At 72.1% G+C, this 14,889-nt stretch carries 13 protein-coding genes; 6 read left to right on the top strand and 7 right to left on the bottom strand.

The features are described from left to right. Window positions 1-17: 17 nt before the first annotated feature. From AB5J51_RS37240 to AB5J51_RS37215, 6 genes are all read right to left on the bottom strand, one after another. Window positions 18-539: an SMI1/KNR4 family protein gene (locus AB5J51_RS37240; protein ID WP_369779765.1), complete on the bottom strand. Its 522-nt coding sequence runs from the start codon at window positions 537-539 to the stop codon at window positions 18-20. Window positions 540-626: 87 nt separating this feature from the next. Continuing rightward, window positions 627-1,175 (bottom strand): putative immunity protein, encoded by a 549-nt coding sequence (locus tag AB5J51_RS37235; RefSeq protein WP_133899257.1) that lies wholly within the window; start codon window positions 1,173-1,175, stop codon window positions 627-629. A gap of 133 nt (window positions 1,176-1,308) precedes the next feature. Beyond that, a complete protein-coding gene (locus AB5J51_RS37230; RefSeq protein WP_369779764.1) occupies window positions 1,309-1,881 on the bottom strand; it encodes a hypothetical protein in 573 nt (190 codons plus the stop codon). Window positions 1,882-2,062: 181 nt separating this feature from the next. After that, entirely contained in the window at window positions 2,063-2,890 is an 828-nt protein-coding gene (locus AB5J51_RS37225) for an ABC transporter ATP-binding protein (RefSeq protein WP_136224021.1), read from the bottom strand. Window positions 2,891-2,892: 2 nt separating this feature from the next. Further along, a complete protein-coding gene (locus AB5J51_RS37220; RefSeq protein WP_136224020.1) occupies window positions 2,893-3,957 on the bottom strand; it encodes an iron chelate uptake ABC transporter family permease subunit in 1,065 nt (354 codons plus the stop codon). Next, window positions 3,954-5,027: an iron ABC transporter permease gene (locus tag AB5J51_RS37215; protein ID WP_166663239.1), complete on the bottom strand. Its 1,074-nt coding sequence runs from the start codon at window positions 5,025-5,027 to the stop codon at window positions 3,954-3,956. The genes AB5J51_RS37220 and AB5J51_RS37215 overlap by 4 nt, the downstream gene beginning before the upstream one ends. 198 nt (window positions 5,028-5,225) lie before the next feature. Between AB5J51_RS37215 and AB5J51_RS37210 the strand changes: the two genes are divergently transcribed. Continuing rightward, complete coding sequence (locus tag AB5J51_RS37210) at window positions 5,226-6,245, top strand: ABC transporter substrate-binding protein (protein WP_136224019.1); 1,020 nt, start codon at window positions 5,226-5,228, stop codon at window positions 6,243-6,245. Between the two features lie 109 nt (window positions 6,246-6,354). On the opposite strand, the gene AB5J51_RS37205 is transcribed toward AB5J51_RS37210, so the two are convergent. After that, the gene (locus AB5J51_RS37205) at window positions 6,355-7,269 is read right to left on the bottom strand and encodes an iron-sulfur protein (RefSeq protein WP_369779763.1); all 915 of its coding nucleotides are present in this window, start codon (window positions 7,267-7,269) and stop codon (window positions 6,355-6,357) included. Between the two features lie 246 nt (window positions 7,270-7,515). On the opposite strand from AB5J51_RS37205, the gene AB5J51_RS37200 reads away from it, so the two are divergent. Genes AB5J51_RS37200 through AB5J51_RS37180 form a run of 5 tightly spaced genes read left to right on the top strand, consistent with a single transcriptional unit; the run spans window position 7,516 to window position 14,852 of the window. Then, window positions 7,516-8,700 carry an acetyl-CoA carboxylase biotin carboxylase subunit family protein gene (locus AB5J51_RS37200; protein WP_053786729.1) on the top strand — a complete coding sequence of 395 codons (1,185 nt, stop codon included), beginning with the start codon at window positions 7,516-7,518 and terminating at the stop codon, window positions 8,698-8,700. Next, complete coding sequence (locus AB5J51_RS37195) at window positions 8,697-10,502, top strand: IucA/IucC family protein (protein WP_369779762.1); 1,806 nt, start codon at window positions 8,697-8,699, stop codon at window positions 10,500-10,502. Before AB5J51_RS37200 ends, AB5J51_RS37195 begins: the two co-directional genes overlap by 4 nt. After that, a complete protein-coding gene (locus AB5J51_RS37190) occupies window positions 10,499-11,845 on the top strand; it encodes an MFS transporter (protein ID WP_369779761.1) in 1,347 nt (448 codons plus the stop codon). The genes AB5J51_RS37195 and AB5J51_RS37190 overlap by 4 nt, the downstream gene beginning before the upstream one ends. Next, window positions 11,845-13,644 carry an IucA/IucC family siderophore biosynthesis protein gene (locus tag AB5J51_RS37185; RefSeq protein WP_136224015.1) on the top strand — a complete coding sequence of 600 codons (1,800 nt, stop codon included), beginning with the start codon at window positions 11,845-11,847 and terminating at the stop codon, window positions 13,642-13,644. The genes AB5J51_RS37190 and AB5J51_RS37185 overlap by 1 nt, the downstream gene beginning before the upstream one ends. Continuing rightward, the gene (locus tag AB5J51_RS37180) at window positions 13,641-14,852 is read left to right on the top strand and encodes a type III PLP-dependent enzyme (protein WP_369779760.1); all 1,212 of its coding nucleotides are present in this window, start codon (window positions 13,641-13,643) and stop codon (window positions 14,850-14,852) included. Before AB5J51_RS37185 ends, AB5J51_RS37180 begins: the two co-directional genes overlap by 4 nt. Window positions 14,853-14,889 lie beyond the last annotated feature (37 nt).

Raw genomic sequence — 14,889 nt, 5'->3', positions numbered from 1 at the left:
AGCAGATCGTGGAGTGCCTACGCTTCGCCGCCGATGGTGATGACCTCGGGGCGTACACGGGGAAGGCCCCAGGGTTCAACGGCTCCGGAGATCAGATCGGCGGTGAACTGGACCGCGCCCGCGGTGTAGTGCCACCAGTCTCCGTTGTGGGAGGCGACGGTGACCTGCCACTCTTCGGAGCCGCTTCCCGCGGTGGTCCACAAGAACGTGTCGCCATCGATCGAGCTACCCCAGATCAGCAGGCCGCCGGGCTCCGGGTAGACAGCGAGCAGGTCGCTGAGCTCGTCCACGTCAAGGAGGTCAGCCGCGTCCTCCCGCTCTTCGGCCAGGGCCCGGGCCCATGCCTCTTCCGTTCCGGGCTGCGGGGTGTGAAACGACATGTAGTCGCCGAATTGCAGGAGCGGATACTGCTCCGCGAGCAACTTGAAGTCCGGCGGCAGCGCCGTTTCGAGGGCGGTCTCGACTACCACCCAGTCGATGCGGGCCGGCTCGACCCGCCGTAGATCCGCCAGCCCCGGCACCGCTGCCTCGAGCGCCAAGAGTGCCGCGTGCGGGTCAGTCAATTCCTCGAGACCCGCTCTGAGACCTTCGCCTGGTGATGAGTCGCGTCATCTGGGAAATGAAAGTCACTCGACGAAGGTGAGTGAGCGAAGATCAGCATCCAGCACGCGAATCAACTCACCGACCCGTCCGCCCCCATCTGGTGCCGCAGGGAAGCGTTTGAGCACGTCGACGACGATCGGAGTCGCGCGATGCACCGCTCGCTCAAGGTGTTCGGCACCAACGCTCCGATCGTCACCAGCGACCAGTTCGGCCGCTCTGGCGGCGTAAGCGGCGGCACCGAGGATGTGCTTGACCTGGGTGGCCTTGGCCAGCGGATGCAGGTACGCAGCGCCTGCCGCGGACATTGCTGCCCACGCTGCCTCGCGCGCAGCTGCTGTGTCCGTACCCTTGGCTGCTTTGAGGGCCGCCGACGCCGTGTCGCGTAGGGACTTGCCGCGCTCGCCACCCCGAGCGAATTCCCACGCGGCATCGACAGCGTCTCGAGGCCGCGAGTCGTCTGGCTGATCGGCCTCGAATATCTCGAGCGCCACCTGCGCGGACGCCGCGGCGAAAGCGGTGATCTCACGAAGGTCCTGCTTGCTCAGAACGATCTCGCTCGCTTCTCCTGTCATGAACCCATCTTCGACCACTGCGCTGAGCAGCAAGGCGGCGCGGGAGCCTCCCATCACCCCTGCCGAACGGCTTCGCTCGGACGGCGCGCGCTGCCCTCGCGCATCGGGCAGGTGCCGGCCCTGCGGGTGTTGGTCAGCGGTTGGTGTTGAGGAAGCCGATCGCGACGGCGCCCCACCAGCAGGCCTGGGAGAAGAGTGCCGTGGCGCCGCCCCAGGCCATCAGCCCGCGGCCGATCGGCTCGGTGGCTTCGGTGAGGCGGCGGCCGAGCAGGCCCGCCTGGAGGCCGTTGAGGGTGAGGAGGCCGACCAGTGCGATCTTCGTCTGGGTCAGTGGGGAGTGGAGGTCGGGGTGGAGCATGAGCCCGCTCGCCACCAGCCCGCCGAGTCCGGCCCAGATCGGCATGTGGAGCCGGGACGTGGCGGACAGGACCTCGGTCAGCGAGCAGCGGCCGGTGGTCCACAGCAGGCCGTAGTAATCGGCGGAGAGCACCGCACCGAAGCCGAGTATCAGCGAGGCGAGGTGCACGAAGAGCGCAGCGGTGTGCAGCGACTGGTCGGTGCGCACGTGGAGGGAGAACCACAGCCCCGCCGTCAGAACCATCATCGCCACCAGGCCGGCTGCCGCCACGGTCCACCACGAGTCGTACAGGCGCACCGGGCGGGCAGGGGTTCTGGCAGGCACCGAGGCGGCGGCGGGGGACAGCATGAAAAGGGCTCCGAGGGCGGTACGGGCGCGGGCACGGCACAAGACCCACGCAGAGGCGAGGTAAGGCTTACCTAAATCTCGCCGTTCGTCAACGCGGGTCCGCAGGCTGGAAGCCGGAGCGTCCGCTGACCGCTTCGGGCCGGCGCCGCGCACGCCGACCGCCCCCGTGGCCGTTGCAGCGTCAAGTCCTGCGCCCTCCTTCGGGAATGACCAGAGGAGTGCCGGCGACCGGGCATTCGATGACGGCCGCGCGCAGGCCGAAGACCTCGTACACCAGTTCCGGGGTGACGATCTCGGAGGGTGTCCCGGCGGCCATGACCCGGCCCTCGCGCATCGCGATCAGGTGGTCGGCGTAGCGGCAGGCGAGGTTCAGCTCGTGCAGCACCATGACGACGGTGCGGCCCTCGGAGCGGTTCAGGTCCGCCACCAGTTCCAGGACGTCGACCTGGTGGGCCAGGTCCAGGTAGGTGGTCGGTTCGTCGAGGAGGAGGACCGAGGTGTCCTGGGCCAGGGCCATGGCGATCCAGACGCGCTGGCGCTGGCCGCCGGAGAGCTCGTCGATGGAGCGCTCCGCCAGGTCGGACGCGCCGGTGGCGGTCAGGGCGGCGTCGACGGCGGCCTCGTCCGCCGAGGACCACTGGCGCCACCAGCGCTGGTGCGGGGTGCGGCCGCGGGCGACCAGGTCCCGCACGGTGATGCCGTCCGGCGCGCTGGGGGTCTGCGGCAGCAGGGCCAGGCGCAGGGCGAAGTCCCGGGAGGACAGGGAGGCGATGTCCTCGCCGTCCAGCAGGACGGTTCCCCCGGCCGGCTTGAGGAGGCGGGCCAGGGCGCGCAGGGCGGTGGACTTCCCGCAGGCGTTCGGGCCGACCAGGGCGGTGACCCGACCCGCCGGGATGGACAGGTCGAGCTCGTCGGCGACGATCCGGTCGCCGTATCCCAGGCGGAGGCCGGCACCGTGGATCGCGGCCGGGCGGGTGCCGGTCGGTGGGGCGGTCAGCGGGGCGGTCATCTTCAGCCTCCCTTTCCGGCCCGGTTGGCCCGGGCGAGGAGCAGCAGCAGGTACGGGGCGCCCACGGCGCCGGTGAGAACGCCGACGGGCAGTTCGGTCGGGGCCAGCACGAGGCGGGCGGCCAGGTCGGCGAGGACCAGCAGCACCGCCCCGGTGAGGGCGCTGATCATCAGCGGGATCCCCGCGGTGCCGGCGAGGCGGCGGGCGATCTGCGGTGCGCCGAGCGCGATGAAGGCGATCGGCCCGGCGGCCGAGGTGGCCAGGGCGGTCAGGCAGGTGGCCAGCACGAGCAGCGCGATGCGCGAGTGCTTCAGCGGGATGCCGAGGCTGCGTGCGGTGTCGTCGTCGTACTGGAGCAGTTGGTACGGGCGCGCGAGCGCCAGGGTCAGCGGCATGAGGACCGCGAGGGCGATCCCGGACCACTGGACGTGTTCGTAGCCGCGGCCGTTGAGGCTGCCGGTGAGCCAGACCATGGCGCGGGAGGCCTGGTCGATGTCGGCGCGGGCGAGCAGCCAGCGGGTCAGGGCGATGAGGGCGCCGTTCGCGGCGAGCCCGACGAGCACGAAGCGGTAGCCGGTGATGGTGCCGTCGCGGTAGGCAAGCAGGTAGATCGCGGCGGAGGTGAGCAGCGCACCCGCGAGGGCGCCGAAGGGCACGGCCCCGAAGGTGCCGGCCCCCGCGGAGGTGACGCCGCCGATCAGGATCGCGGCGACCGCGCCGGCGCCGGAGCCGGCCGCGATGCCGATGAGGTCGGGGCTGGCCAGGGAGTTGCGGGTGACGGCCTGGTAGACGGCTCCGGCCAGGCCGAAGGCGGCGCCGACCAGGAGCGCGGTGAGCGCGCGCGGAAGCCGGAGTTCATGGACGATCAGGTCGGCGGCGCCGTCGCCGAAGCCGAGGACCGCGCCGAGCACGTCGCCGACGGGGATGGCGTACGTGCCGAGGGACACGGACGCGATGAGCCCGGCGAAACCGGTGACGACGAGCGCGAGGACAGCGACGGCGACCCGTGGGCGCACCGACACGCCGATCGGGCCGGCCTCCCACCGGAGCAGGCTGGTCAGGCTCATCGGGTGTGCTCCTTCAGCTTGCCCCGCTTGACGAGGAGGGCGAGGAAGGGAGCGCCGAGCAGGGCGGTGACGACTCCGGCCTCGAGTTCACCGGGGCGGGCGACCATCCGCCCGACGACGTCCGCGGTCAGCATGAGGGAGGCGCCGCCCAGCGCCGAACAGGGCACCAGCCAGCGGGCGTCGGGCCCGGTGAAGGCCCGTACGATGTGCGGCACGACGAGGCCGATGAAGGTGACCGGGCCGGCCGCCGCGACGGCGGTGCCCGCGAGCAGGATGACGGCCACGGCGCCCAGCGCACGTGTCGTGCGGACCTTGGTGCCCAGGCTGCTGGCGAGGTCGTCCCCGAGCGCGAGGGCGTTGAGCCTGCCGCTGAGCCCGATCGCCAGCACGAGCCCTGCGGCGGCGAACGGCAGGAGATTCAGGGCGAGTCCGGAATCGCGCCCGGCGAGGGAGCCCACCGCCCAGAACCTGTACTGGTCGAGCGTGCGGACGTCGAGCAGGACGAGGGTGTTGGTCCCCGCGTCGAGCAGCACGGTGACGGCGGCACCGGCGAGCGCCAGCTTGGCCGGAGTGGCGCCGCCGTACCCGGTCCCGCCGACGGCGTACGCGAGCAGTCCGGCGAGCGCTGCGCCCAGGAAGGCGAACCAGATGTACTGGTAAGGGCTCGTCAGCCCGAGTGCGCCGATGGCGGCGGCAACGGCGAACGAGCCGCCCGCACTGATGCCGATCAGGCCCGGGTCGCCGAGCGGGTTGCGCGTGATGTCCTGGGCCACGGCTCCGGCCGCGCCGAGCGACAGGCCGACGACCAGTCCAAGGAGTGTGCGGGGCATGCGCAGTTCGCGGATGACCACGGCATCGCCGTCGGTACCGCCGGCTATCGCGGTCAGTACGTCGGAGAGCGGAACGGCCTTGGTACCGATGGCGAGTGAGGCACAGACGGCCGCGAAGACGGCGGCGAGGAGTGTCACCGTCAGTGCAGCACGGGTGGAGGTTCGGCGCAGGGCGGGGCGTGGTGGCGGCGCGGGGCGGGCTGTGTCGGCCGCCCCGGCGACGGCGGGCTTCAGGGTCACGCCTCACAAGGTAAGGCACACCTTAACGCACGGTGTGGTCCGCTCGGTCGAATACGACCCGGGGTGGATTCAAGCCTGAACAGCCGCTATTCTCACAGCGCTTCACACAGGTAAGCCTTGCCTAAGTCGCTGGCCAACGGTTTTTCACAACCTGTCACCAGCCGCTCGTCCGCACCGTCAGCTCATGGGAGAGACCCGATGAACACCTTCACTCAGCGTCGCCGGCCCGGCCGGATCGCCGCTGCCGTCCTGACGGCAGCCCTGGCCTTCTCGCTGGCCGCCTGCGGTGGCGGAAGTGGAGATGACAAGGCCTCCGGGGCTTCGGACAAGCCCGCCGCGGCCGATGCCGGCTTCCCGCGCACCATCACCCACGACAAGGGCACCACCGAGGTCAAGACCAAGCCCAAGCGCGTCGTGGCGCTGGACAACAGCCTGGTCGAAGCCGTCGTCGCGCTGGACGCCCCGCTGGTCGGCGGCGTCGGCGCGTACCGTGACCAGAAGGGCTTCCCGGCCTACCTCGGCGACGCCGTCAAGAACACCAAGGACGTCGGTCCGCTCGACAACCCCAACCTCGAGGCGATCGCGGCCCTCAAGCCGGACCTCATCGTCTCGGCGACCGTCCGCCACGCGGACCTGTACGACCGGTTGAGCCAGATCGCCCCGACCGTCTTCGTCAAGACGACGGGTCCGATCTGGAAGGAGAACATCACCTTCCTCGGTACGGCACTCGGCCAGGAGGAGAAGGCCAAGGCCAAGCTCACGGCGTACGAGACCCGCGCCAAGAAGATCGGTGACGCCATCAACGCCCAGGGCGGCGGCAGCGGCGAGGGCGGCAAGCCGACCGTCTCGGTCACCCGCTTCGTGGACGGACCGACCCGCATCTACCTGCCGAAGAGCTTCTCCGGCATCATCCTGACGGACATGGGTCTGCTGCGGCCGGAGAACCAGCGGGACACCGTGAAGTTCAACATCGAGATCAGCGAAGAGCAGATTCAGCAGGTCGACGCCGACCACATCTTCCTGACGGCCTTCTCGGGCGGCGCGGACCGCAAGAAGAAGTTCATGGAGAACCCGCTGTGGCAGCGCCTGAACGCCGTCCAGAAGGGCAACGTCCACGAGGTGGACGACGCCACGTGGATGACCTCGGTCTCGCTCCAGGGCGCCGACCTGGTCCTGGACGACATGGCCAAGATCTTCAAGGTCGACCCGGCCAAGTGACCTGGGGTCCGTCGCGGTCGAGCACCGCCGACGGCAACCGAACGACCGCGGGCCGGTACCGGGAGATCCCGGTACCGGCCCGCGGTCGTTCGCACCGTACGGTGCGCGCTCAGGCCTGCTCCTCCAGCCGCCGGACCCGCTCCGCGTCGCTCGTGCGCGGGCAAGTGCCGCACGGGCGGGCTGCGTCGAGTGCGTAGTACAGGCAGCAGCCGCTCCGGGTGCGGGTCGGGTACTGCCGCCCCTCGCGGCCCGCCAGCCTGCGGAAGTCCGCGCCAGCGGGGAACGGCGCGATCGCCGTGGGGAGCAACCGGGTCGCGGCGCTCACGGCCCGTTCCTCCTGGCCGAGGACCCGTCCGAGGTACCAGATGCCCGAGACCAGGTCGTCGCCCGCCATGCCCCACAAGGCGCGCGGGCCGCGCCGGGTGTACGGGCCGATCGCGGCCAGCAGCGGACGCACGTGGTCGGTGATCGCGGCCCGCAACTCCGCGCGCAGGGCCTCCTCATGACCGACCACGCGCACGCCGTACGCCCGTACGTGCGGCAGGGCGGCGCCGGCCGGCGGGGCGCCGACCGCGGGATCGTCCGGCAGGCAGGCGAATCCGGAGCCCGGCGTCACCTCGTGGACGCCCGTGGTGAGGTTCAGCCGGATCTCGGCCGGGCGGATGCGGGGCACGCGCCGATCCAGGTGCCAGGAACCGCTCATCAGAAGGCTGACGGACCAGAGGTAGCCGTGCAGCGCGCGGGAGGCGGCGACGTCCGGGCGCGGGGCGAGCCCGTGCCGCTCCCGGATGCGCGTGGACTCGGCGGCGATGAAGGCCTCGAGGGCCTCCGGTCGCTCTGCCAGCTCCGCGCCGGTCACCCACGTTCCCGCCGCCGTGTCCCCGGATCCCGCGACCTGTACGTCCAACGCCTCGCACACCGCGGCGAGTCGCCGATAGCCGGAGGCGAGTACGCCGCCTGCCCGTGGGGCGGCGGGGGCGGCCGGGGTGTCCAGGGTGTCCAGGGTGTCCAGGGAGGTCGTCATCGGCGTTCCTTCACGGGCGTGCGGGGGTGCGTCAGAGATCGGAACTTGAATCAAGGTAAGCCTTACCTTATCTTCTGTGGGCGTCCTTGATCAATCCGCTCAAGTCGGCCGACCGAAGGGCGGGTTGATAAGTAAGGGTTGCCTAACCTAAACTGCGGCAGCCGGTTGCTGCCCGGCAACCGGACGATCCGTCCATCCGTGACCACAGCCGCTCGCCGCTCCACGACTCGGAAGGGGTCACCGCTCATGCGGTTGTACCTGCTCGCCCTCCCTCTCACCGACTCGGTCACCGACGGTTTCCTCCCCGCCGCCGCCAGGCTCGGTCTCGACGTCACCGTGCTGACCGACCAGCCCGAAGCCCACCGCGAGCGCTACAGCCCGGACGTAGAAGTCCTGGAGTGTGACGTACGCGACTTCCGCGCGGTCATCACCCGGATAGCGACCCACCACGCGCCCGACGCGGTGTTCTCCAACAGCGACCACCTCCAGGTGCAAGCCGCCCTGGCCGCCGAATACTTCGGCCTGCCGGGCAAGAACTGGCAGACCGCCCTGCGCGTCAAGGACAAGGCGCAGATGCGCCGTCACCTCAACGCCTCCGGCACCGACTCCGTGTGGTCCGTGGAGATCGCCCCCGGGGAACTGCCCGACGCCGCCGAGATCGCCTACCCCTGCGTACTCAAGCCGCGCGAGGGCGTGGCCAGCGAGGACGTGGTCATGGTGCACGGCCCCGAGGACCTGCTGCAGCAGTGCAAGGAGATACAGGTGCGGCGGCCCGGCGTGCCCCTGGTCGTCGAGGAGTACCTCCAGGGCCAGCTGTACACGCTGGAGACGCTCGGCGACGGCGCCACCCGCCACGTCCTGGGCGGATTCCGCACCGAACTGACCCCGCCGCCGCTCTTCATCGAGCAGCAGCTGACCTTCGTCCCCGCCCATCCCGAGCCGGTCGTCGCCCAGATCCTCGCCCAGCTCGACGCCCTCGGCATCGGCTTCGGCATCTGCCACACCGAGTTCGTGGTGCACGACGGCCGCGCCCACATCATCGAGGTCAACTACCGCGCCATCGGCGACCAGTGCGACCTGCTCCTCGCTGACCTGCTCGGCATCCCGCTCTTCGAACTCGTACTGCAGACCCACCTCGGCGAGCCGCTCCCCGCCGACCTGGGCGCCCGCCGCGACGGCGCCGCCCGGATCTCGTGGCCGACTGCCGACCGCGCCGGCACCCTGACGGCCGCGCCCGGCACCACCGATCTGGACGTGGACGGCGTACGGCTGACGTACCGGCCGATGCGCGCCGTGGGCGAGCACCGCGACCTGCACCACACCCACCGCGACTACCTCGGCGCCGTGCGGGCCGTCGGCACCGGCCAGGACGACGTCAACCGCGTCCACGCCGACTTCCTCGCCACCCAGCGCTGGGAGATCACACCGTGACCCGCGCCGCCACGACCGTCGCGGCCGAGACCGCCGAAGACACCCTGCTGCTTCGGGTGCTCAGCGCTTTCCTCCGCGAGGACGTCGTCGGCCTGCGCACCCGCACCACCGGCGTCGACCGCGCGGACGGCCCCTGGCTGCGGCTGCCCCTGCCCGCCGGCGGGGACGCGGCGGCGCTGCTCCTCCCGGTCTGCGAGGACGGATTCCAGGGCGCGTACGCCGCCCGCCTTCCGCTGCTCGTCAGGGAGCCGGACGGCACCGAACTCACCGGCTGCGAGGCAATCCTCGCCGCGCTGACCGGGCTGGCCGACCCCGTAGACCGCCCCGGCTTCGAGGCCTTCGCCGAGGAATGCCGCCAGACCCTGGCGACCATGCGGCTGCACGACCGGACCGCCGCCGAGGTCTTCGAGGACCTGACCGCCCGCTACGGCGCCGACCCCGCCGACTGGACGGGCCTCGCGGCCTCCCTCGCGTACGACACCCTCGCCGCCCGCCTCGACCACCCGGTCTACCCCACCGCCCGCGGCCGCTCCGGCCTGGACGACGGGCAACTGCGCTCGTACGCCCCGGAGTTCCACCCGCACTTCGGCCTGCGCTGGCTCGCCGTACCGCGGGACGCGCTCACCCTCCCCGGCGGCCCCGCAGCGCTGCCCGCGAGCTGGCCCTCCCCCGCCGACCTCGGCCTGCCCGAGCTCTCCGACAGCCACCTGGCGCTCCCGGTCCACCCGCTCAGCCTCGGCGCCCCGCTGCGCGACGCCCTGCGCGAAGCCGGGCTGGAGGGCACGGCCGTCCTCGCCGACGCCCCGTACCTGGAGGCCGTACCGACGCTGTCGATGCGTACGGTCGGCCTCGCCGGCCAGCCGGACCTGCACCTCAAACTGCCGCTGGCCACCGCCACACTGGGCCTGGGCAACCGCCGCACCATCAAGCCCGTCACCCTCGTGCACGGCGCCGCCGGACAGCGGCTGGTGGAGGCGGTGATCGCACGGGAGCCGCGGTTCAAAGACACGATCCTGCACGCCGACGAGACGGTCTACGCCCACGCGGGACACGAGCTGCTCGCGGTCCTCTGCCGCCGCTACCCGGCCGGCCTCGACCGCGCCGCCGTGCTGCCGCTGGCCGCGCTGCTGAGCACCGCCCCCGGCGGGCGGCTGGTCATCGACCACCTCGCCGACCGCTTCTACGGCGGCGACCCGGTCGCCCTGCTCGACGCCTTCCTCGCCCTGCTCCTCGACTGGCAGACCACGCTCTACGGCTACGGCATCGCCCTGGCATCGCACCAGCAGAACATCTCCGTGGTGCTCGACCGCACCCCGCAGGACGGCCGCACCCGAGTGCGGTTGCTGTTCAAGGACGACGACAGCCCCCGCTTCAACGAACCGAGGCTGCGCCGGACGCTGGGCGCGGAGGCCGACGAGTTGCTGGCCCCCTTCCATGACCCGCGGATGTTCGGCGAGGGCTACCGGGCCGTCACCGACATGCTCACCACCATCACCCTCCACCTGTGTGCGGGCTCCTACGCCTTCGGGCTGGCGGAACACGGCCGCACGGCCTCGCCCGAGGCGGTCCTGGGGCTCGTACGCGAACGGCTGGCCGAGGCCGCCGGGCGGCTCGGCACCGGCAGCGGAGAGCCGGGCGCAGCGCTTCGCGAACGGGTGCTGGACGCCGCCGAGCTGCCGGTGAAGGCGATGGTCACCGCCGGAACGCTGCTCACCAAAGAGCGTTCGGGCGCCTCCGACATCAACACGCACTACACGACCGGCCCCAACTACCTGCGACGGCGAGCGAGGGACCTGCGATGAGTGCCACGGCGACTGCGCCGACGGACACCGACCCGAAGGCGGCGGGTTCGGCGGGGGTGACCCGGCCGACTCTGGGGCGCCGTCAGGTGCATGCCGTCGCCGGGTGCTACTTCGTGGCGTCTTTCGCCGCTCTCGGGCTGCCCCCGTACCTCACCGAGATCCTCCCCGGGCTCGGCGACACCACCGCCCACTGGGCGGGTGTGCTGTACGTGGTGCCCACCGTCTTCGCCGGGGTCGGGGCCCCGCTGTGGGGCCGGCTCGCCGACCGGTTCGGCCGCAAGCGGCTGCTGCTGCGCGCCCAGCTCGGGCTCGCCCTGTCCTTCCTGCTGGCCGGCTGGGCCGACTCCCTGGCCACCTTCACTTTCGCCCTGGTGCTCCAGGGCATCCTCGGCGGCACCTACGCCGCGTCCAACGGCTACCTCGGGGCCGCCCTGGAGGGTCCGGAGCTGTCCAAGGCGCTCACCCTGCTGCAAGGCGCGGCGCGGGCGGCCCTGGTCTTCGCACCGCTGGTCGTCGGCGCACTGTCGCCATGGCTGTCACCCCACCGCCAGTACGCCCTGCTCGCCGTCCTGCCGCTGACGGCGGCGGTGCTGATCGCGGCTCTGCCCGAGTCGCGCGGGCCAAGACGGGTGCCGGCCGGTGGAGCGGCAGGGGCCGGGACGGAGACGTCGGGTACCTCGGGTACTGGGGCGTCGGGTACGGAGACGGCGCGTACCGAGGCGTCCGGGGCTGAGGCGGCCGCGGTGACCGCCGAGCCCTCCCCTGCGTCGGAACTGCGCATCCTCTACGCCCTGGAATTCGCCTTCGTCTTCTCCACCGTCATCTCGTACCCCTACCTGATCCAGCTGATCGAAGACCGCATACCCGGCACCTCCCCCTTCCTCTCCGGCGTCCTCTTCGCCCTCCCGCACCTGTGTTACCTGCTGACGGCGATGGTGGTGCATTCCGCCTTCCACCGCCGCCCCCGCCTCGGCATGGCGCTGGGCTTCACCTGCATCGCGCTCGGCCTGGCCGGGCACGGCGTGGCCGACGACCTGGCCGCGCTGACCGCCGTACGGCTGCTTCTCGGCGCGGGGCTGACCCTCGGACTCGTGTGTCTGTCCGTACTGGCCGCCCAATGCGTCAAGGGGCGTGCGCCCGGCCGGCTGTTCGGCGTGCGGGAGTTCTTCTCCAAGGCGGGCGCGGTCGTCGCCGGGGTCGCCGCCGCCGTGGGCACCAGCCACTACGGCCCGGCCGCGCCCGTGCTGACCGGCTGCGCCATGGCCCTGGTGGCCGCCTGCGCCCTCGCCCTGCCCCGCTCTCGTAGCAGTCTCCGTTCCATCCGCACCCGCTGGAGCCGTTGATGCCCCCGCTGAACAAGTCGCTCGCCACCGATCCCCTGCCCGCCGGCCATACCGGCGCCGCCGGTGCCGTCGGCCGTACCGGCCTGCCGAGCGCCGACGACGTCGTCTCGCACACCCTCCTCAACTGCCTGCTGCGCGAGGTGTCCAGCCCCGAGCACCAGAGCGCCGTCACCGACGGCCACTTGCTGCTGCGCCTCCCCCGCCGCGGCGTGCTGCTGCGGGTCGCCCTGCGCCGCACCTCCCTCCTGGGCGCCCACCGGTTCACGGGCCCCGTGCTGGAGCAGCGCGGCGACCTCTGGGTGGGGATCGACTGGCGGCGTCTCGCCGAGTACGCCCAGGACGAACTGTCGCTGCGTACGGGCGTGCAGAACGAGGAGTTCCTGGACCAGGTCGCCTCCGGCCACGAGGCCGTGACCGCGGCGCTGGCCGCCCGTACGGGAGAGCCCTCCCGCCCCTTCACGGACGAGGCAGGCCTCGCCACCTACCTCGCCTCCGAGCAGTCCCTGCTCTTCGGCCACCGCTTCCACCCGACCCCGAAGGCGCGCAGCGGCGATGCCGCGTCCTGGCTGTCGTACGCGCCCGAGGTGGGCGCCGCCTTCCCGCTGCGCCACCTCGCCGTCCGCGCCCACCTGATCGCCGAGGAACGCGTCGAGGAGAGCGCCACCGATCCGCTGGACCGGCTGCACCCCGATCTGCCGGACGGCTACCGGCTGCTGCCCGCGCACCCGTGGCAGTACGAGATGCTGCGCGAGCACCCTGGACTGCGGGCCGCCTTCGACCGCGGCGACATCCTGGACCTCGGCCCGGGCGGTCGGCCCTTCGCGGCCACGGCTTCCGTGCGCACGCTCTACGACGGCGAGACGTTCCTGAAGTTCAGCCTCAACGTCCGCATCACCAACTGCCTGCGCAAGAACTCCAGTTACGAGCTGACCGGCGCCGTCGCGCTGACCCGGCTCCTGGAACCCGCCCTGTCCGACCTGGCGGCCCGCTTCCCCGGCAGCGCGATGCTCCGCGAGCCCGCCTACCGCAGCCTCTCCCTGCCCGGCCCCGACGGGACCCCCGACCGCGCCCTGCTCGAGGGCTTCGGCGTGATCGTCCGCGAGGGCCTGTCCCGACAGCTGCTGCCGGGTACGACCCCGCTGCTCGCGGGCGCCGTCGCCGACGAGTACCCGACGGGCCCCGGCCACATCTCCCGCCTCCTGCGGGGGGCCGGACCACAGACCGCCCTCGACTGGTGGGCGGCGTACCTCAAGCTGCTCGTCCCGCCCGTACTGGCCGCCTACTTCGACCACGGCCTCGTCCTGGAACCCCACCTCCAGAACGTCGTCGTCTGCGTCGACGACGACGGCATGCCGGCCCAGGTCCTCTTCCGCGACCTGGAAGGCACCAAGCTCCTGCCCGAGCAGCACGCCGCCACCCTCGCCTCGCTGCCCGCGGACGTCGCCGACCCCATGACGTACGACGCCGAGCGCGGCTGGGACCGGGTCGTCTACTGCCTCCTGGTCAACCACGTCGCCGAGATGCTCGCCGCGCTGGCCGATCTGCACCCGCAGACCGAAGCCGCGCTGTGGGCCCGGGTCCGCGCCTCCCTGCAGACGCACGCCGACCGCCACGGCTGCCCGCCGCGCCTCGCCGCCCTGCTGGCCGGCGTACCGCTGCCCGCCAAGGCCAACCTGCTCACCCGCTGGGAGCGCAAAGCCGACCGAGAGGCCGGCTACGTACGCCTCGCCTCCCCTTTCGCCGAGGACGTCCTGTCGGAAGCGGCCCATGACGAGAACACCTGGAGCGAAGCCCGATGACCGCACCCACTGCCTCGGTGACCGACCGGATCCTGTCTCTGGACTCTCCCGACCTCCCGGCCTACGTGTACGACCTGGCGGCCCTGCGCGAGCACGCGGCGTCCGTACGGGCAGCCCTCCCGGCGAACGTCGAGCTGTACTACGCCGCCAAGGCCAACCCCGAGGCGGAGGTCCTGTCCGCACTCGGCCCGTACGTCGACGGCTACGAGGTCTCCTCGGGCGGGGAACTCACCCACGTCGGCAAGGCCGTGCCGGGCCGGCCGCTGGCCTTCGGCGGCCCCGGCAAGACCGCGGCCGAACTGACCGCGGCCCTCGAGCAGGGCGTCTCCCGCTTCCACGTGGAGAGCCTCCACGACCTGAACGTGCTGGGAACCCTGTCAGCCGGCCTCACCACCGAAACCCGCCTCTCCGTCCTCCTCCGCTTCAACCTCCCCCTGTCGGACGACTCGCTCGCGGGCAGCTCACTGGCGATGGGCGGCCGCCCGACCCCGTTCGGCCTCGACCCGGCGGACGCGGACGCCGCCGTCCGGCTCCTCACGGACGGCCGGTATCCCCACCTCGAACTGCGCGGCGTCCACGCCCATCTGGCCAGCGGCCTGGAAGCGCCCGAGCTCCTGACCGCAGCGGAATCCGTCATCACCTGGTCCGTCGACCTCGCCGCCCGCCACCGCTTCCACCTCGCCGAGGTCAACGTGGGCGGCGGCATGAACGTCGACTACGCGTCCCCCGGGAGCCGCTTCGACTGGGCGGCGTACGGGGCCGGCCTCGCGCGCCTCACCGCCGCCCACCCCGGCCTGACCGTACGGATCGAACCGGGCCGGGCCCTGACCGCGTACTGCGGCTGGTACGCCACCGAGGTCCTGGACGTCAAAGACAGCCACGGCGAGGCCTTCGCGGTCGTCCGCGGCGGCACCCACCACCTGCGCACCCCGGCCACGAAGGGCCACGACCAGCCCTGCTCCGTCCTCCCGGTGGAGGCCTGGCCCCACCCGTGGCCCCGCCCGTCCACGAGCCGGCCCGCGGTCAACGTCACCGGCCAACTCTGCACCCCCAAGGACCTCCTGGCCCGCCAGGTCCCGGCCCAGGGCCTGCGCGCGGGCGACCGCGTGGTCTTCGCTCTGGCCGGCGCGTACGCCTGGAACATCTCCCACCACGACTTCCTCATGCATCCTCATCCCACGTTCCATTTCCTGGGCGGCCGCGGCTAAGGCTGTCCCGTAATCCCTGGCGGATCAACGGACCGGG

Source organism: Streptomyces sp. R33 (assembly GCF_041200175.1).
Lineage (GTDB): Bacteria > Actinomycetota > Actinomycetes > Streptomycetales > Streptomycetaceae > Streptomyces > Streptomyces katrae_B.
Note: the sequence above shows the minus strand (reverse complement) of the source record. Positions and strands in the feature narration are given on the sequence as shown.